This window comes from Arthrobacter sp. NPDC097144 (assembly GCF_044762205.1).
In the GTDB taxonomy this organism is placed as follows: Bacteria; Actinomycetota; Actinomycetes; order Actinomycetales; family Micrococcaceae; genus Arthrobacter_B.
Window position 1 is genome coordinate 367,965 of the sequence record NZ_JBIWDW010000001.1, and the last position, 18,225, is coordinate 386,189.

At 65.9% G+C, this 18,225-nt stretch carries 17 protein-coding genes; 10 read left to right on the top strand and 7 right to left on the bottom strand.

Features of this window, described 5'->3' with window-relative positions; translation table 11 throughout:
• Nucleotides 1-3 precede the first annotated feature (3 nt).
• Both ACIQXM_RS01580 and manA read left to right on the top strand, forming a co-directional pair.
• A complete protein-coding gene (locus tag ACIQXM_RS01580) occupies nt 4-1,647 on the top strand; it encodes an LCP family protein (RefSeq protein WP_400926596.1) in 1,644 nt (547 codons plus the stop codon).
• 74 nt (nt 1,648-1,721) lie between these two features.
• On the top strand, nt 1,722-3,074 hold the full coding sequence (manA, locus tag ACIQXM_RS01585; RefSeq protein ID WP_400926599.1) for a mannose-6-phosphate isomerase, class I: 1,353 nt from the start codon (nt 1,722-1,724) through the stop codon (nt 3,072-3,074).
• Between the two features lie 218 nt (nt 3,075-3,292).
• Here the strand turns inward: manA and ACIQXM_RS01590 are convergent, their stop codons facing one another.
• Complete coding sequence (locus ACIQXM_RS01590) at nt 3,293-4,321, bottom strand: lipid II:glycine glycyltransferase FemX (RefSeq protein WP_400926602.1); 1,029 nt, start codon at nt 4,319-4,321, stop codon at nt 3,293-3,295.
• 77 nt (nt 4,322-4,398) lie between these two features.
• Between ACIQXM_RS01590 and ACIQXM_RS01595 the strand changes: the two genes are divergently transcribed.
• On the top strand, nt 4,399-5,247 hold the full coding sequence (locus tag ACIQXM_RS01595) for a tryptophan-rich sensory protein (RefSeq protein ID WP_400926605.1): 849 nt from the start codon (nt 4,399-4,401) through the stop codon (nt 5,245-5,247).
• Nucleotides 5,248-5,345: 98 nt separating this feature from the next.
• Here ACIQXM_RS01595 and glpX read toward each other — a convergent pair whose 3' ends face one another.
• Complete coding sequence (gene glpX, locus ACIQXM_RS01600; RefSeq protein WP_400926608.1) at nt 5,346-6,386, bottom strand: class II fructose-bisphosphatase; 1,041 nt, start codon at nt 6,384-6,386, stop codon at nt 5,346-5,348.
• A gap of 165 nt (nt 6,387-6,551) precedes the next feature.
• Between glpX and ACIQXM_RS01605 the strand changes: the two genes are divergently transcribed.
• From ACIQXM_RS01605 to ACIQXM_RS01625, 5 genes are all read left to right on the top strand, one after another.
• Entirely contained in the window at nt 6,552-7,136 is a 585-nt protein-coding gene (locus ACIQXM_RS01605; RefSeq protein ID WP_400926611.1) for a DUF4245 domain-containing protein, read from the top strand.
• A gap of 35 nt (nt 7,137-7,171) precedes the next feature.
• On the top strand, nt 7,172-7,834 hold the full coding sequence (locus ACIQXM_RS01610; RefSeq protein WP_400926614.1) for a carbonic anhydrase: 663 nt from the start codon (nt 7,172-7,174) through the stop codon (nt 7,832-7,834).
• 108 nt (nt 7,835-7,942) lie between these two features.
• Nucleotides 7,943-9,364, top strand: coding sequence for a class II fumarate hydratase (locus ACIQXM_RS01615; protein ID WP_400926617.1), 1,422 nt, complete (start codon nt 7,943-7,945; stop codon nt 9,362-9,364).
• A gap of 200 nt (nt 9,365-9,564) precedes the next feature.
• A complete protein-coding gene (locus ACIQXM_RS01620; RefSeq protein WP_400926620.1) occupies nt 9,565-10,233 on the top strand; it encodes a TetR/AcrR family transcriptional regulator in 669 nt (222 codons plus the stop codon).
• Nucleotides 10,230-11,957 (top strand): MDR family MFS transporter, encoded by a 1,728-nt coding sequence (locus ACIQXM_RS01625; RefSeq protein WP_400926623.1) that lies wholly within the window; start codon nt 10,230-10,232, stop codon nt 11,955-11,957. Before ACIQXM_RS01620 ends, ACIQXM_RS01625 begins: the two co-directional genes overlap by 4 nt.
• 95 nt (nt 11,958-12,052) lie before the next feature.
• Here ACIQXM_RS01625 and ACIQXM_RS01630 read toward each other — a convergent pair whose 3' ends face one another.
• Both ACIQXM_RS01630 and ACIQXM_RS01635 read right to left on the bottom strand, forming a co-directional pair.
• Nucleotides 12,053-12,523 carry an NUDIX hydrolase gene (locus tag ACIQXM_RS01630; protein ID WP_400926625.1) on the bottom strand — a complete coding sequence of 157 codons (471 nt, stop codon included), beginning with the start codon at nt 12,521-12,523 and terminating at the stop codon, nt 12,053-12,055.
• A gap of 4 nt (nt 12,524-12,527) precedes the next feature.
• Complete coding sequence (locus ACIQXM_RS01635) at nt 12,528-13,040, bottom strand: prepilin peptidase (RefSeq protein ID WP_400927706.1); 513 nt, start codon at nt 13,038-13,040, stop codon at nt 12,528-12,530.
• Between the two features lie 84 nt (nt 13,041-13,124).
• Between ACIQXM_RS01635 and ACIQXM_RS01640 the strand changes: the two genes are divergently transcribed.
• Nucleotides 13,125-14,048, top strand: a complete 924-nt coding sequence (locus tag ACIQXM_RS01640) for a DUF1206 domain-containing protein (RefSeq protein WP_400926628.1) — start codon at nt 13,125-13,127, stop codon at nt 14,046-14,048.
• A 20-nt stretch (nt 14,049-14,068) separates the two neighbouring features.
• Here the strand turns inward: ACIQXM_RS01640 and ACIQXM_RS01645 are convergent, their stop codons facing one another.
• Both ACIQXM_RS01645 and ACIQXM_RS01650 read right to left on the bottom strand, forming a co-directional pair.
• The gene (locus ACIQXM_RS01645) at nt 14,069-15,394 is read right to left on the bottom strand and encodes a PhoH family protein (RefSeq protein WP_400926631.1); all 1,326 of its coding nucleotides are present in this window, start codon (nt 15,392-15,394) and stop codon (nt 14,069-14,071) included.
• Nucleotides 15,395-15,553: 159 nt separating this feature from the next.
• Nucleotides 15,554-16,315, bottom strand: coding sequence for an isoprenyl transferase (locus tag ACIQXM_RS01650; protein WP_400927709.1), 762 nt, complete (start codon nt 16,313-16,315; stop codon nt 15,554-15,556).
• Nucleotides 16,316-16,500: 185 nt separating this feature from the next.
• Between ACIQXM_RS01650 and ACIQXM_RS01655 the strand changes: the two genes are divergently transcribed.
• On the top strand, nt 16,501-17,241 hold the full coding sequence (locus ACIQXM_RS01655) for a hemolysin III family protein (RefSeq protein ID WP_400926634.1): 741 nt from the start codon (nt 16,501-16,503) through the stop codon (nt 17,239-17,241).
• Nucleotides 17,242-17,306: 65 nt separating this feature from the next.
• Here ACIQXM_RS01655 and ACIQXM_RS01660 read toward each other — a convergent pair whose 3' ends face one another.
• Complete coding sequence (locus ACIQXM_RS01660; RefSeq protein ID WP_400926637.1) at nt 17,307-18,197, bottom strand: hypothetical protein; 891 nt, start codon at nt 18,195-18,197, stop codon at nt 17,307-17,309.
• Nucleotides 18,198-18,225 lie beyond the last annotated feature (28 nt).

Here is an 18,225-nt window from a genome sequence, read left to right on the forward strand (position 1 = left end):
TCCATGGACCCGAGGAACAACACCGACGCCATGCTGACGGACCCGGTTCGGAATCCGCAGTCGGCACCGCCGCGCACACGGACCAAACGGGCCTTCATCCTTCTCCTGCTGACACTCGTATTGCCCGGCGCAGCCCAGGTTGTGGCCGGCAACCGCAAGCTCGGCCGCCGGGCCCTGCAGGTCACCTTCACGGTCTGGGCGCTTGCCGCAGCTGCGCTGGTGCTGGCCCTGACCAACCGCGCCATGCTGGTGAACCTTCTCACCAACGGCTGGTCCTCTTTCCTGCTCATGGTGATCCTGGCCCTGCTGGCAGTGGGCTGGGCGTTCCTGTTCCTCAATACCCTTCGCATCATTCGCCCGCCCCTGCTGGAGAGACGGGTGCGTCCCCTGGTCGCCGGCATGCTGGCGGTGCTGGTGGTGTGCACCAGCGGCGGCCTTGCCTACGGCGCCTACATGCTCAATGTCAGCCGCAATGCGTTCGGCAGTATTTTCTCCTCCGGCCCCTCCTTCGACCCGGTGGACGGCCGCTACAACTTCATGCTGATGGGCGGCGACGCCGGTGAGGACCGCACCGGGCTGCGCCCGGACAGCATGTCCGTCATCAGCGTTGATGCCAAGACCGGCAAGTCCATTACCTTCAGCCTTCCCCGCAACTTCCAGAACGCTCCGTTCCCGGAGGATTCCCCCCTGGCGGAGGTCTACCCCGACGGTTACAACTGCGGCGATGACTGCATCCTGAACAGCCTCTACCAGAACGTGATGGAGAACCATCAGGACCTGTACCCGGACTCGGCCGATCCCGGCGCCGAGGCGATGATGGACGCCGCGTCCGGCATCCTGGACCTGGAGGTTCAGGCCTATGTGATTGTGGACATGGAAGGTTTCTCCAAACTCATCGATGCCATGGGCGGCATCACCGTCAATGCCGGCGGATGGGTTCCCATCACGGCCGGAGAAATTCCCGGCACCAACCGGCACTACCCGCCGGACGGCTGGATTGCCCCGGGTACGCAGAAGATGGACGGCTACACGGCCCTCTGGTATGCCCGCTCGCGGGAGTTCGTCACCGACTACCACCGCATCGCCCGCCAGCAGTGCGTCCAGCAGGCCATGGTGGCGCAGCTGGATCCCGCTACGCTCCTGACCCGCTTCCAGGCCATTGCTTCCGCCGGTCAGCAAATCGTCAAAACCGACATCCCGCAGGACCAGCTTGGCAGTTTCCTTGACCTGGCGCTGAAGGCGAAGTCGCAGCAGATGGAGCGCCTGACCATCGGCCCGCCGGACTTTGGCACGGCCGAGGATAACTTTGTGACCTATCCGGACTTCGACCAAATCCGCACCCGCGTGGCCGCGATGATTGCAGGCCAGGAAGCGGAGCCCGTCAAAAAGCCCGCCGATGCACCGGCCGAAGCACCAGCCGAACCTCCTGCCGCAGAGGACGGCGGTGCAGCGCCGGAGACCGCGCCTGAACCTGAAGCGGACAGCACTGACATCGGGACAGAAAACGGACAGGTCCCCGGCCCGGGCGCGTCGGCGCCCGAGCAGCAGGAAATCACTCAGGAATACCTGCAGTACCTCGCGGAAATCCAGGACGACGCCACGCTGGCAACCCTGCTGAACAACAACGGAGACTGCACGCCCGGCTAAGCGGACCAACTTCCGATCCGCTGCCGTCACTTAGGCGGTCCGCCGCAGTCCCTCAACCGGTTGAAAAGAGAGCCATGTACCTGCTGAACAACACCGTCCGGCCCTACGCCTGGGGTTCGCTCACTGCCATGGCGGAACTTTTCGGCCGGGAGCCCTCCGGCTCGCCCGAAGCGGAGCTGTGGATCGGCGCCCACCCGGGGGCGCCGTCGGCCCTGGTGCCCCCGGTTCCGGACGCGCAGACGCTGGATGAGCTCATTGCGGCGGATCCGCAGCAGATGCTTGGCCGGGAGGCCGCTGAAACCTACGGCGGGGTCCTGCCCTTCCTTGCCAAGGTCCTGGCAGCCGGTTCTCCGTTGTCCCTGCAGGTCCATCCCAGCCAGGAGCAGGCGCGTGCCGGCTTCGCCGCCGAGGAGGCTGCGGGCCTGGACCGCAGCGCGGCGGACCGCAATTACAAAGACCAGAACCATAAGCCGGAAATGATTTTCGCCCTGACGCCTTTCGAGGCGCTCTGCGGCTTCCGGGAACCGGACTCGGCAGCGGAGATCTTCCGGACGGCCGTGCGTGCCGTGTCCGCCGTCGGAAGGGACGTTCCTTCACTCCTGTCCTGGGCCGTGGACGAGCTGTCCAGCGGGCACCCCGCTCCGGACCGGCTCCAGAACGTTTTCCGCACGCTGATCAGCGGCGGCGGCGACGTCCGTGAAGCAGTTGAGGTCACCGCCGGGGCACTGGAGGCGGCCGCGGCCGACCTGCTGGAACCCTATGCCCGGGAGCTGGCCACCGCAGTGGAGCTGAATGCTTATTACCCCGGGGACCCCGGGGTACTGCTCTCCCTGCTGCTGAACCGCGCCTCGCTGCAGCCCGGCGAGGCCGTGTACCTGCCCGCCGGCAATGTCCATGCCTACCTGAGCGGGTTGGGCATCGAGGTCATGGCCTCTTCCGACAACGTGCTGCGCGGCGGGCTCACGCCCAAGCACGTTGACGTTCCGGAGCTGCTCAAGACGGTGGATTTCCGTCCGATGGGCGTCCCCTCGCTGAAGCCGGTCTTCACGCAGATGGGACAGGAGCTGTACCGGCCGCCGTTCAGCGAGTTTGCCCTGCAGCGGATCGAACTGGAGCAGCGGGTCTCGGACCTGGGCGAGGGCTACTCCCCCGCCGCTTCCATGTCAGGCTCCGATGTTTCGGTGCTGCAGAACGGACCCACTGTTGTCATCGTGGTGCGCGGCACCGTTGTCCTGGATTCCCCGAAGGGCGACCTGGTGCTGGAAACGGGCCAGAGTGCCTTCATTCCGTCCGCCGAGGCGCCGGTCATCGCCAAGCTTTCGGCCCATTCCGCCCAGCACGACGACGGCGCACTGGCTTTCGCGGTGACGGTCGGCTCCGCTGATGCCGAGTTGGCCCATCCCGAGGAGCCCCGGCTGGACATCTAGCGGCCCCGGCAGATCCTTCGGGCAGATCACATGCCCTCATGAGGTGAGGTCACGGCGGGCCGACCGCCGAACGCACCCATGCGGACGACCCTTCCCTGCCGAGCTGTCCCCGCCCCCCGTCGAGTGTCGGGACGACGCCGCAATACGCGCTCCATTCCGGCACGAACGCGTCAGTCGACGGAACTAAGCCGCCCGAACGCCGCATTCGGTGCAGCGCGCTAGCGGCCGATCTTGGCCTTGGCCGCTCCGACGAGGCCGCGCGCCTTCCGCAGCCCGTTCTTGGCCACCGGCAGCGCCGTGGTGAAGACCGGATACAGCGGCGACAGCGGCTTGTCCCAGGTGCCTGCGAGCTGGTTTTCGTGCTTAGCCCAGCCCATCTTGAACTTGGACACTCCGTCATTGAGCAGTCCGTTGAAGTCGTAGCGGGTGATTCCGCGTTCCTTCATCTCCTGAATGGCGTGCCACTTCAGCGCATAGTTGGCGCGCAGGTGCTCGCCCTCTTCGGTCATGCCGCCGTAGAGCTCAAAGGAGGTGTATGCGCTGGTGGACAGCCACAGGAAGGCAACGACGTCGTCCCCGCTGAAGGCTGCGTACACGGGCGAGTCCTCGCCCAGGTTGTCGAAGATATCCAGGTAGTAGCCGTCTTCGTGGATGCCGAAGCCGGCGCGCTCTGCCGTCTGTTTGTACACGGCCAGGCACTTGGAGATCTCGTCCCGCGTGACGCGGCGGTAATCCAGCGCCTCGCGGCCGGACTTGCGGATGTACTGGCGGTGCTTCTTGGACATGTCCGCAAGCAGTTCGTCCTCGGTCCGGGAAAGATCCAGGATCAGGGTGCGGCCAATCAGGATGGTATTGGGGGAAGCCTTGAACCCGGCGCCCGGCAGACCGGCCGCGATCTCGCCGTCGGCGTCCCAGTCCGGCTCAATGCTCAGCGCCACCGGGCCGTGGGCTTTCCTGACATAGTCGCTGACCGCGCCGAGGACCTCGATCTCACGGCCGCGGACTGACTGCGGGCCGCGCGGGATGTACGCGAGCGCCTTGAACGGGAACGGAAGACGGCGCAGCAGCACCTGGGCCGAGCCCACGGTCTTGCCGTCCTCGTCAGCAACCAGCAGACGGTCCACACTCCAGTTGTGTTCTGCTTTGGTCTTGCCCCAGCCCCACAACTGCTGCGGATGTCCGTTGAAACCATTGACGGTTTCATTCCAGCGGGCGGAATCGGAACAGGGTGTAACGCGCAGTGTCATGCTTTCCAGCCTACCGGGGGTTCACGGACCTGCCGTTGCGCCTCCCCTGTGGTCCCGGCCACTTGTTACCCTCGAATATGACTACTTCAACCCCCGGCACCCGCTCCACGGTCTCCGGCCCCCGGAGTTCTGACCTGTCCCGGCAGGTCACGGTCACCGTCTGCTTTGTGATCTGCATTGTTGGCTCCATGATCGGCGTCGGCGTCTTCGGCGGCACCCCCATCGCAGAGGCGGCCGGCGGTGCGTTGAATGCCGACGCCACCTATCTGGCTCCGGCCAGCGGCGCCTTCTCCATCTGGTCAGTCATTTACACCGGACTCGGCGCCTACACGATCTGGCAGTGGCTTCCCTCCCAGCGAAGCTCTGAACGCCAGCGGTCCCTCGGCTGGCTGGTTGCGGCATCGCTGCTCCTGAACGCGGCCTGGATCCTGAGCGTCCAGGCCGGCTGGGTTGCCGTCAGCGTCCTCGTGATCGTCGCCCTGCTCGTGGTCCTCGCGGCCTGCTTCGCACGGTATTCCCGCACCCCCGCCGCCAACGTGATTGAAGCGGTGGTGGTGGACGGAACGCTGGGCCTGTACCTGGGCTGGGTGTCCGTGGCCACCTGCGCCAACACTGCCGCAGCACTGACCGACGCCGGTTTCGACGGCTTCGGCCTCGCACCGGAGGTCTGGTCCGTCGCCATCCTGGCAGTGGTCGCGGCACTGGGCGTGGCTCTGGCCGCTTACGGGCGGGGACGCCTGGCCCCCGCGGCGGCTCTCGCCTGGGGGCTCTCCTGGATTGCCGTCTCCCGCCTCAACGGCGAGCTGCTCTCCACGGGTACCGCCGTCGCGGCGGTGGCTGCTGCCGCCGTCGTTGCCCTGGCCGCCGTCGCCTACCGGGTTGTCGGCCGCAACCGGATCCGCCCGGGAACCCGCGCCCTCGCCTAGCGCCGAACAGCCCCGGCCCTGGCTCCGGCCCGGCCCTGACAGCCCAGAAGCCCCGGAACCTGCTGGTTCCGGGGCTTCTGTGCTTGTTGCGGTACGGCCTACTTCAAGCGGGCGTAGGACTCCCACTTGTGCGACTGGTGCTCGCCGTCCACCACGCGGATGGTTCCGGACTTGGAACGCATGACGATGGACTGGGTCAGCACGCGGTCCTTCTTGTAGCGCACGCCGCGGACCAGGTCGCCGTCGGTGATGCCGGTGGCGGCGAAGTAGCAGTTGTCGCTGGTCACCAGGTCATTGGTGGTCATGACGCGGTCCAGGTCGTGGCCGGCGTCGATTGCCTTCTGCTTCTCCTCATCGGAGGTGGGCCACAGCCGGCCCTGGATGACTCCGCCGAGGGTCTTGATGGCACAGGCGGTGATGATGCCTTCGGGTGTGCCGCCGATTCCCATCAGGGCGTCGACGTCGGTTCCCTCGCGGGCAGCGGCGATGCCGCCTGCAACGTCGCCGTCCATCAGCATCCGGGTGCGGGCACCGGCGTCGCGGATTTCCTGCACCAGGGGCTTATGCCGGTCACGGTCCAGGATCATGACGTTGAGCTGGTTGATCTTCTTGCCCTTGGCCTTGGCGATGAGGTGCAGGTTCTGCTTGACCGGCAGGCGCAGATCCACCATGTCAGCAGCTTCGGGGCCGGTGATCAGCTTTTCCATGTAGAACACGGCGGAGGGATCAAACATGGTGCCGCGTTCGGCCACGGCCAGCACGGCGAGGGCATTGTTGATGCCCAGGGCGGTCAGGCGGGTGCCGTCGATCGGATCCACGGCGACGTCGCACAGTGCACCGGTGCCGTCGCCCACGTGCTCACCGTTGTAGAGCATGGGAGCTTCGTCTTTTTCGCCTTCACCAATCACCACGACGCCGTTGAAGTGCACCGTGGAAATCAGGGAGCGCATGGCGTCGACGGCGGCGCCGTCTGCCGAGTTCTTGTCACCGAAGCCCACCCAGTGTCCGCCGGCAATGGCAGCTGCTTCGGTGACCCGGACCAGTTCGAGGGCCAGGTTCCGGTCCGGCTCGTCGTCACCGACTGCCAGGGCGGGGGAAAGGGTGGAGTATTGAGCGCCTTTGGACACGTCTAACCTCATCTTTGAAATTTCGATGCGAACCGTTTGCCGATTATGAGAAACGGATGATCCTTGCTCCGATCATAGTCTGAGTGGTCCGCGCCACCGCCAGCGCCGCCGCAATGAAGATGAGGCAGTTATCGGCCCAACTAGGAGTTGGAGGCCCGGATAAGCGATCATGGAAAGGTGAGTGAGCAGCAGCAGGACCAAGAGACGCCCGTAACCCCGGTACTAACCGCTAAGCAGGCCAAACGCGCCAATGCCACAGTGATTGGGATGCTGATTGCCACCGGCATTACCGTGCTTCTGGTGCTGGTTCCGGTGCTGCTGAACCCCGCCCCCAAAATGCAGACCCGCAACGTGGACGTCCCGGCGATCGCCAATCAGGCAGCCGGAGACGCCGGTTATGCTCCCCTGGCGCCGGAACTTCCCGAGGGCTGGGGCTCCAACTACGCCCGCTGGGAAGCATCCAACAGCAGCGGCGTCCCGGTGTGGGAAGTGGGTTATCTCACTCCCGAAACCGCCTTTATCCGTCTTTCGGAGACCAACGCGGGCAATCCCACCTGGATCGCACAGGTTTCCGGTGATGCCAGCGTCGCCGGGGAGCGCACCGCCGGCGGCCAGACCTGGGAGCTGCGGGACTCGCCCGAGGGCGAAGCCAGCATGGTGCTGGAGAAGGACGGCCTGACCGTGGTCCTGACCGGAAAAGCCGACCTCGCCGAGTTCGACGTTCTTGCCGAAGCAGTGGTGCGGGACCTCGGGAAGGAATAAGCACCGCCTGCAGCACGGGGGTTATGGTAAAGATTGTGAATGAACCCACTGCTACCGCAATAACCACCCCGGCCCAGGCCTGGCAGACGCTGCATGAAGGCAATGCCCGCTTTGTTGCCGGCACGTCCTCCCATCCCAATCAGGATGCCAACAGGCGCAGTTCGCTGGTGCACGAGCAGAACCCGTTTGCCGTCATCTTCGGCTGCTCGGACTCCCGGCTCGCCGCTGAAATCATCTTCGACCTTGGCCTCGGTGACGCTTTTGTCATCCGCACGGCCGGTCAGGTGATCGACGACGCCGTCCTCGGCTCGCTGGAATACAGCATCGCCAAGCTCGGCGTACCGCTGATCGTGGTCCTCGGCCATGACAGCTGCGGGGCCGTGACAGAGGCCAAGCGCACCGTGGACACCGGCGAAATGCCCGGCGGCCACCTGCGCAACCTCGTAGAGCGCATCACGCCCTCGGTCCTGGCTGCCCAGCGCAACGGGCTCACCGAGGTCAACGACATGGTGGTGGAGCATACCAAGCAGACTGCCGAGCGCCTGGTGGAGAGCTCTTCGATCATCGCCGCAGCCGTCGAAGAAGGCCGCACCGCCGTCGTCGGCGTGTCCTACCGGCTGGCCGAAGGCGCAGCGGATCTCGTGTCCGGCTACGGCGCGCTCACGCACCCCGCCGTCGTGCGCTCCCGCATCTCCTAGGTCCCCGGCTCCCACACTCAAGCCCCCATCCCGGCGCCGGGGTGCCGCCCCGCTCCCGGCGTGACGGCGCGTTTCTGCCCCGGCGCTGCGGATACTAGGCTTGGGACCATGACTTCTGACACTCCTGAATACCGCATCGAACATGACACCATGGGCGAGGTCCGGGTCCCGGCCAACGCCCTGTACCGCGCCCAGACCCAGCGCGCAGTCGAGAACTTCCCCATTTCGGGCAAGCCGCTGGACAGCGCCCACATCGAGGCACTCGCCCGGATCAAGAAGGCAGCAGCCACTGCGAACGCCGAGTTGGGAGTGCTCGACGACGAGCGCGCCCGGGCGATTGAGCAGGCCGCCGACCTGGTCGCGAGTGGAATCCACGATCATCACTTCCCGATCGACGTGTTCCAGACCGGTTCCGGCACGTCCTCGAACATGAACACCAACGAGGTCCTGGCCGAGCTGGCCACCCGTGCCCTGAAGGATGCCGGCAGCGACACCACCGTGCACCCGAACGACCACGTCAACGCCTCGCAGTCCTCCAACGACGTCTTCCCGACGTCCGTGCACGTGGCGGCCACCTCTGCCCTGATCAACAACTTGATCCCCGCCCTCGATTACCTGGCCGCCTCGCTGGAGCGCAAGGCCGAGGAATTTAAGGACGTCGTCAAGTCCGGCCGCACCCACCTCATGGATGCCACCCCCGTAACCCTGGGCCAGGAATTCGGCGGCTACGCAGCGCAGGTCCGCTACGGCATCGAGCGCGTGCAGGCCTCCCTGCCCCGTGTTGCCGAGGTCCCGCTGGGCGGCACCGCCGTCGGCACCGGCATCAACACCCCCGCCGGCTTCCCGCAGCGCGTCATCGCGCTCCTCGCCGAGGACACCGGACTTCCCCTGACCGAAGCACGCGACCACTTCGAAGCCCAGGCCAACCGCGACGCCCTCGTTGAGGTCTCCGGCATGCTGCGCACCATCGCCGTGTCCTTCTCCAAGATCGCCAACGACCTGCGCTGGATGGGTTCAGGCCCCAACACCGGCCTCGGCGAAATCGCCATCCCCGACCTGCAGCCGGGCTCCTCGATCATGCCGGGCAAGGTCAACCCCGTCATCTCCGAGGCCGTCATGCAGGTTGCCGCGCAGGTGGTGGGCAACGACGCCGCCATCGCCTGGGCCGGCACCTTCGGCTACTTCGAGCTGAATGTCGGCATCCCCGTCATCGCCTCGAACCTGCTCGAGTCCATCCGGCTGCTGGCCAACTCCTCCCGGATCATGGCCGACAAGATGATCGACGGCATCGAAGCCAACGTGGAGCGCGCCCGCTACCTCGCCGAGGCCTCCCCGTCCATCGTGACGCCGCTGAACAAGTACATCGGTTACGAGAACGCCGCCAAGATCGCCAAGTTTGCGGTCAAGGAAGGCATGACCATCCGCCAGGCCGTGGAGGAACTCGGCTACGTGGAGCGCGGCGAACTGACCGTGGAGCAGCTCGATTCCGCTCTTGATGTGCTGTCGATGACGAAGCCGCCGCAGGCCTAGTTCCGCGGCGTATCGCCAACATCACCGTGTGATCCGCCGTCACGGCGGACGACGGCGTCAGCAGGGCACCCGGCCGGTGGGCCGGGTGCCCTGCTGTGTTGCGGGCAGCGGCGTTGCGGGGGCCGCGTTGTGGCAGCTGCGTCAATCAATTGCACTTTGTGGTGAAGGGTGCAAAACTTTACTCCGTGATGAATAGTGCATTGACTGGCGCATCCCCCGCCGGGGGCGGCCTGCGGGAACGAAAACGCAGTGCCACCAAGCTCGCCATTATTACCGCGGCCCGCATCCTGACCGCAGAGCGCGGGTTTTCCGGATATACCGTGGAGGAGCTCTGCGAGGAAGTCGGCATCTCCCGGCGCACTTTCTTCAACTATTTCCCTGCCAAGGAAGACGCCGTCCTCGGTTCCCCCGTAGACGAGCTCCCGGCAGATCTGGCCGAGGAATTCATTGCCCGCGGAGCCGGCTCGGACCCCGGCCGGATATCTTCCACGCTGTTGTCCGACTTTGTGGACTTCGCTGCGGAGATGATGGAGCGGATGGTCATGTCCCGGGACCAGATGGTGCAGCTCAAGCTGGCTGTTGCCGCCGAGCCGCGCCTCCTGGAAAGAGTGCTGCACGGCTCACAGGAGGCGGAGAACACTTTCGCGGCCATCCTGTCGGCCCGGGAAGGCCTTCCGCCCGCCGATCCCCGGATCCAGGCCGCCCTGGCCCTGTTCACCGCGCTCGGGCAGCGCGCCGGGCCGGCCTTCTTCGAGCCCGGGAATACGCGTCCCTACCGTTCCATCCTCACCGAAGCCGTGAATGCCATGCACGAGGTGTTCACCTCCGCATCCCCCCTGTCCGTTTCCTCATCCAAGGACCCTTCATGACCGCCACTGCCACGCAGGGCTCCCAGCCCCTGCTGCTGACCCAGAGACGCATCTGGATCATCTTCTCCGCGCTGATTGCAGGCATGCTGCTTTCCAGCCTCGACCAAACCATCGTGTCCACCGCCATGCCCACCATCGTGGGCGAGCTGGGCGGCGTCGAGCACCAGACCTGGATCACCACCGCCTATCTGCTGGCCACCACCATCGTGATGCCCATCTACGGCAAGTTCGGTGACGTGCTGGGCCGGCGCAACCTCTTCCTGTTCGCCATTGCCCTGTTTACGCTGGCGTCGGTTGGCTGTGCCTTTGCCACCGATTTCTGGGGCTTCGTCATCTTCCGCGCCATCCAGGGCCTGGGCGGCGGCGGTTTGATGATCCTGTCCCAAGCAGTCATCGCTGACATTGTTCCGGCCAACGAGCGGGGCAAGTACCTCGGTCCGCTCGGCGGCATCTTTGGTCTCTCGGCGGTCGCCGGCCCGCTGCTCGGCGGTTTCTTTGTGGACCACCTGACGTGGCAGTGGGCGTTCTACATCAACATCCCGATCGGTATCATCGCCTTCCTGATCGCGTTCTTCACCCTCACCCTGCCCAACAAGAAGGCCACCAAGCGCATTGACGTGGGCGGCGTCGTTTCCCTTTCCCTCGCCACCACCTGCCTGATCTTCTTCACCGATTTCGGCGGCCGCGACGACCACGGGTGGACCGATCCCCTGACCCTGGCCTTCGGTGCCGGCCTGCTGGCTGCTGCGTTCATCTTTGTCATGATCGAGCGCCGGGTTGAAGATCCGATCATTCCGCTGAGCCTGTTCAAGAACCCGATCTTTGTGAACGCCACCGCCATCGGCTTCACCCTGGGCATGGGCATGTTCGCCGCCCTGGCCTTTGTGCCAACGTTCCTGCAGATGTCCACCGGCACCTCCGCTGCTGTCTCAGGCCTGCTGATGCTTCCGATGATGGTGGGCCTGATGGGCACCTCGATCTACTCCGGTCTGGCCATCACCAAAACCGGCAAGTACAAGAAGTACCCGATCATGGGCGCCGTGCTGGTGATCGCCGCCATGCTGTGGATGACCACCCTGTCCGCCGACACCCCGGTCTGGGTCATCTGCGGCCAGCTGTTCGTGTTCGGCGCCGGCCTGGGCTACATCATGCAGGTGGTGGTCCTGGTGGTGCAGAACTCCGTGCCCGTGGACCAGATCGGCACGGCAACCTCCAGCAACAACTACTTCCGTGAAGTGGGAGCGTCGCTGGGCGTAGCCATCTTCGGCGCGATGTTCACCTCCCGGCTGTCCGAGAACCTGCTGGAGGTCTTCGGCAAGGCGGGATTCGATCCGGCCGCTGCAGGGCAGGCCACCGCCACGCTCGAGCCGTCCTCGCTCGACGCGCTTCCGGAGCCGGTCCGGGACGGCATCGTCACCGCGTACGCGGATTCGCTGGCACCGGTGTTCTGGTACCTCGTCCCGTTCCTGGTGATCGCCCTGGTACTGGCCCTGTTCCTGAAGCAGATTCCGCTCTCCGACGTGGCCGGCATGGTGGCCCGCGGCGAGGCAGTGGGCGGAGCGGAGGCGGACCGGCTGGAGGCCGAACGCCTGGCAGCACTGCAGGGAGGAGCCCCCGGAACCGGCACGGCTTCCGCTGACGCGGATACGGCTTCGGACATTCCGTCCGATTCCGGCGCCGATTCCACCTCAGGCAGCGGCCGTCCCGACGCGGACCAGCGCTAACCAGCACTAACCAGCGGCTATTCCCTCGCCGGATCCCCGTCGGCCCCGTTCTCCGCTCCAGGAGAGCGGGGCCGACGGCTTTGGATTCCTGCTCGTCAGCGGGTGAAGGCGGGGACGCCGTCGGCCTTCAGCGCCAGGTCCAACAGCAAGCGGTGCCGTTCGCTCAGGTCGGGCAGGTTGTCCGGGGCAAACCAGCCGACGTCGGTGGACTCGTCATCGTTCACCCTCGCGGTGCCGCTGAGGTAGCGGCAGCGGAAACCCACATTCAGGAACGAGCACCGGTCTCCGTTGGGGAAGGTGATGGGCCCGTCTGTTCCAACGTGGATCAGGTGCTCGATTTCCGCCGTGACGCCGGTTTCCTCCTGGATTTCGCGCAGCGTTCCGGCCGCGGGCTCTTCACCCGGGTCCAGCATTCCGGTGACCAGAGTCCAGCGGCCGTTGTCGGAACGCCGCACCAGCAGCACCTGCCCCTCGTCGTTAAAGACGACGCCGGTAATTCCCGGCAGCCACAGCAGTTCGTGGCCGATCTTTTTCCGCAGGGACAGGACAAAATCTGGCGTAGGCATTGTCCTACTGTAGGCCAGGCACGGCCATGGCCAGCGCTGCGCCGGCGAGCATGAAAGGCCCAAAGGCAATGGCCGTCTTAGCTGTTCCGCGCCTGGACACGATCAGCCACATCCCCCACGCCCCGCCCAGCAGGAAAGCTGCGAAGGTGCCTGCCAGGACATGTCCCCAGCCCAGGAATCCTAGCCACAGACCCAGGAGCCCGGCCAGTTTCACGTCCCCGAACCCCAGGCCCGAGGGGTTGCTGAACCGCAGCAGGAAGTACGCGGTCCACAGAACGGCCCCGGCCAACAGCATCCCGGCAACCCGGGTCACATCCCCTGCCGCAAACGCCGCAGCGCCGAGCAGCACGGCAGAGACGGGATAGGCGGGCAGCACGATGCGGTTGGGCAGGCGGTGAGTGGCGGCGTCCACCACTGTCAGCCTCACGGCCAGCACCACAAAGTACACCCCGGCAGCGCACAGCACCCAAAAAGCCGCGCCGCCCAGCGACCGGTATTCCCCCAGAATCCCCATCATGGCCTCACCGTACGCCACCGCCGCTGTTCCGTCCCGGGACCGGTGCCGCATGTGGAAAACGCCGTCCGGGGAAGAAACCGCGAGATGCCCCGAAGACTGCTGCGGGAATACACTGACGGCATGAGCATTGGCCGGCAGCACCACGTCAACCGCCGACCCGGAGATCGCGTGGACACAGCCCCACAAAAGGACACGTCCCCGCAGGAGGGCACTGCCGCGTCGCTGGAACGCGCGTCCAACAGCGACAGCCTGAATGTGCTGGCCCGCGCCGGCTTTGCCGTCATGGCTCTGCTCCACATCCTGATTGGAGCCGTGGCCCTTCGCCTGGTGCTGGGCGGGTACGGCGATGCGGACACCAGCGGGGCTCTCCGCCCGCTGGCCGTCTCCGCAGCAGGCCGCGTCCTGATGTGGGGAGGCTTCGCTGCCTGCACGGCACTGGCCCTGTGGCAGCTGGGTGAAGCGACGGTCCGGGTGCGGCGGCAATCCGCCGGTAAGCGGCTGTCCAAGGCGGTGTCTTCGGGCGCGCTGGTGGTGATCTACGGCAGCGTGGCGCTGACCTTTGCGGCATTCGCCCGCGGTGAGGGCGGGGACTCGGGCGATTCAACGGCCCAGTTCAGCGCCACGGTCCTTGCCTCGCCCGCCGGGATGCCGGCGCTGACCGCCGTTGGCCTGCTCGTCCTCGGCATCGGGGTGTATTTCATCTACAAAGGCAGCCGGCGCAAGTTCCGCACCGAACTGCGGCATTTCGAAGGCACCAAACGCGGCCGTGTCATTGATCTGCTCGGACTCACCGGCCACATTGCCAAGGGTATTTCCCTGATCCTCGCCGGCGGACTGTTTATCCTCGCCGCCGTGCAGAACAGCCCCGCCGAGTCCACCGGACTCGACGGCAGCCTGAAACGCCTCCTCGACACACCGGCTGGCCCGCCCATCGTGACGGTGATTGCCGCCGGACTGATCTTTTACGGGCTCTTTGCCCTGGTCCGCGCCCGCTACGGCCGGATGTAACCGGAACCGGCGCCGGCCTGTCAGCCGATCTGCCCCTCTTCCAGCAGGTCGGTTACCAGTGCGGCAATCGGCGAGCGCTCGGACCGGGTGAGCGTGATGTGCCCGAACAGCGGATGGCCCTTCAGCGTTTCGACGACGGCAGCCACGCCGTCGTGCCGTCCCACCCGCAGGTTGTCGCGCTGGGCGATGTCGTGGGTGAGCACCACCCGTGAATTCTGGCCGATCCGCGACAGCACGGTCAGGAGCACGTTCTTCTCCAGCGACTGCGCCTCATCCACAATCACGAAGGAATCGTGCAGGGAGCGTCCGCGGATGTGGGTGAGCGGAAGGACCTCCAGCATCCCCCGGTCCAGGACCTCGTCCAGCACTTCCCGGGACACCAGGGCTTCGAGGGTATCGAAGACGGCCTGGCCCCACGGACCCATCTTCTCCGACTCCGTTCCCGGCAGGTAGCCCAGCTCCTGGCCGCCCACTGCGTACAGCGGGCGGAACACCACCACTTTGCGGTGCTCGCGGCGCTCCAGTACGGCTTCCAGCCCCGCGCACAACGCCAGTGCGGATTTGCCGGTGCCCGCACGTCCCCCCAATGAGACTATTCCAACCTGCGGATCCATCAGGAGGTCGATGGCCAGGCGCTGTTCTGCGGAGCGGCCGTGCAGTCCGAAGACGTCACGGTCCCCCCGGACCAGCCGCACCTGCTTATCCGAACCCACCCGGCCCAGCGCCGATCCCCGGCCGGAGAGCAGCACAACGCCGGTGTTGACCGGCTGCTCTGCCGCCTCCGGAATAAAGACGGAACGGTTCTCATACAAACTGTCCACATCAGCGTTGGCCACATCCAGTTCGACGACGCCGGTCCACCCGGTGTCGCGGACCAGGTCGCTGCGGTATTCCTCCGCGTTCAGCCCCAGGGCGGAGGCCTTGACCCGCATGGGCAGGTCCTTGGATACCACCGTGATGTTCCGTCCCTCATCAGCAAGGTTTCGGGCGACGGCGAGGATCCGGCTGTCATTGTCCGTTCCGCGGATCCCAGCCGGCAGCACCTCCACCGATACGTGGTTCAGCTCCACGCGCAAGGTCCCGCCGGAGTCCCCCAGAGCCATGGGTTCGCTCAGGCCCCCGTGCTCAATCCGCAGGTCATCCAGCAGGCGCAGGGCGGCGCGGGCAAAGTACCCCAGCTCCGGGTCGTTGCGCTTTTTCTCCAGTTCGGTAATGACGACGAGCGGGAGGATCACCTCGTGCTCAGCAAACCGCAGGACCGCTTTTGGATCCGACAGCAGGACCGAGGTGTCCAGCACGTAGCCGGCAGTTTCGGAAGAGGTTCGCGGGGAGGAAGGCAAGGCCACGGGAACTCCAGTCAGGGGCGGTGCCCCGGATCGCTGGGCGGGGACCAGCGGGTCGCTGATCAATAGCACCAAGGTACGCCGCAGGCGCCCGGCGCTGCAGCAGGACACGGCCCTGTTTCGGCGTCTTTGCGGCGAGTTTGCCTGCCGTTCATCGCCCGGTCAGGAGCCGAAGCGGCGCTGCCTGCTCGCGTAATCACGCAGTGCCCGCAGGAAATCCACCCGGCGGAAGTCAGGCCAGAGTGCTTCACAGAAGTAGAACTCGCTGTACGCGCTCTGCCACATCAGGAATCCGGAGAGCCGCTGTTCACCCGAGGTTCGGATCACCAGCTCCGGGTCCGGCTGGCCGCGGGTGTAGAGGTATTCGGAGATCTGCGTGTCGCACAGTTCCTCGGTAATTTCCGCCACCGATTTGCCCTGTGCGGTGGCGGCGCTCAGGAGTTCCTTGACGGCGTCCACGATTTCCCGGCGTCCGCCGTAGCCAATGGCAACGTTGACGTGCAGGCCCTGGGCGTCCTTGGTGCTTTCACCCAGGGCGTTGAGCTTGTCGGCAAGGTTGGTGGGAAGGATGTCCAGGGCTCCCACGGCGTTGACCCGCAGGTCGCCCCTCTCGCCCAGCCGGTCCAGGGTGTTGCCGATGATATCCAGCAGCGGGTCCAGCTCATCCGGATCCCGGTTGAGGTTGTCCGTGGAAAGCATGTACAGGGTCACCCGGCGCACACCAAGTTCCTCGCACCAGCCGAGGAACTCGAGGATCTTGTCCGCCCCTGCCTGGTGGCCGTCGCTGGTGGGTGCACCAGCCAGCTTCGCCCACCGGCGGTTGCCGTCCACCATGACGCCGATGTGGGCGGGAATGCGGTCAGGGCTGAGGCTGCGGCGCAGCTTGCGCTCGTAGTAGGCATATACAACGCCCGGGAACCTCATGCGGAGCTGCACCTGCCTGTCCTTGATGGCGGAATGAAACGTCTCCGCTGCAGCGGGAGGCGCACTAAAAAGTGTATTCCCAAAAATGACCGCAGACTTCCCGCCGGCTCCCGCGGGGTGCGCGGCACCGTCTGCCCCAAACCTACCGATCCGTAACTTACCTGCTCGTAGGCTACGATTTTTCCATGGCATCGTCTTCGTCGTCCGCTCCCCCGGAGCGGAATCCCAGTTCGCGAAAAGCTCCCGGCCCGGTGGAATCCGCGGTCGAGCAGGTAGCAGACATCCTGGCGATCAAGCCGAAATTCCGGGGCTGGCTGCACGCGGGCGCAACTCCGTTTGCCCTGGCAGGCGGCATTCTCCTGATCATCCTGGCTCCCACCACCGGCACGCGCATCGCCTCCGCCGTGTATGCCTTCACGGGGGTCCTGCTGTTCGGAGTGTCTGCGGTCTATCACCGCGGAAACTGGACGCCGAAGGTCAAAAAGATCCTTAAGCGCATGGACCACACCAACATTGTGCTGGTCATTGCCGGGTCCTATACCCCGCTGGCGTGGTCCCTGCTGCCGCCGGAAAAGGCGAAAGTCCTGCTCTGGTTCATCTGGTGCGGCGCCCTGGCCGGGGTCCTGTTCCGGCTGCTCTGGCTGAATGCGCCGCGCTGGCTCTACACGCCCGTCTACATTGCCCTGGGGCTGGCGGCCCTGGTCTACATTCCCGATTTCTTCGCGGTGAATCCCCCGGCCGCGCTCCTGGTCTGCGTGGGCGGGGCCTTCTATATTGCCGGCGCCGTGGTCTATGCCCTGAAGAAGCCCAACCCGTCCCTGGACTGGTTTGGGTTCCACGAAGTGTTCCATGCCGCCACGCTGGTCGGATTCGCCTGCCATTACGCCGCCATCCTGATGGCCGTACTCTCGGTCAGCGCTTCCTAGCTCATTCTCCGGCCCGCCAACCGGCACCAACCGGCACCAACCGACACCCGCCGGTCACCGCCGGGTTACTGCCCGGCGATCAGGTCCCGAAGTTCCGCCGCGGTGCCGACAGGCCGCAGACACACCATGCCGCGGCACAGGTAAGCCACGGCAGGTTTGGAGCCGGGATCCCGTCCCTCCAGCAGCGGCACCCGGGTGTCACCGGCAGGGCCGCCGGCTGTGTCCGTTCCGATCCGTGCAGCCACCACCAGCCCCGGTCCGCCGGCGTCGCGGGCTGCCCGCAGCAGCTCCTCCACCGCTTCAGGGTCCGTTCCGGTCACGGCCAGCTCACGCGGTCCCTCGAGCAGGAACTGCAGCACCGACATGGCCCACCCCGCCGCCTGCGGTGCCTGGGCGCCCACCACCTGAACATACTTCAGCAGGGACTGTGCAAGGTCCCGGTGCCTCAGCGATCCCGAATACGCGGAATAGGTCAGCAGGACCCCGGCAAAAAGTGCAGCACCGCTGGGAGTCGGCCCGTCCAGCGGATCGGCAGCCGCCTGCGCTCCCTGGGCGTTCACCAGCTGGTTGGGGCGGAGGGCGGTGTCCTGCAGGACACCGCCGGCCAGGAAACGGCTCTCTGCGGCCAGAACCAGGGATTCGGCCGCCGCGTACCAATCCTCATTGCCCGTGGCGGCGTACAGGGTGAACAGGCCCTCGGCTGCTCCGGCGTAGTCCTCCAGCAGGCCTTCAATGCCCTGAGCGACGCCGTTGAAGGAAACCCGGCGCAGCGTGGCTCCGGTCCGGTGCACACGGAGCAGATAGGCTGCGGCGTCTTCAGCCGCGCGCAGGATGCGCCGCGCGTCCTCCTGTTCAACGGCGTCATCCTGTCCAGCGGCATCGTTCTGTTCGGTGTCAGAGAGCACGACGGCGGCCGACGCCAGCGCTGCCACCGCCAGCCCGTTCCATCCGGCCACCACCTTGTCATCACGCTCGGGCTGCGGG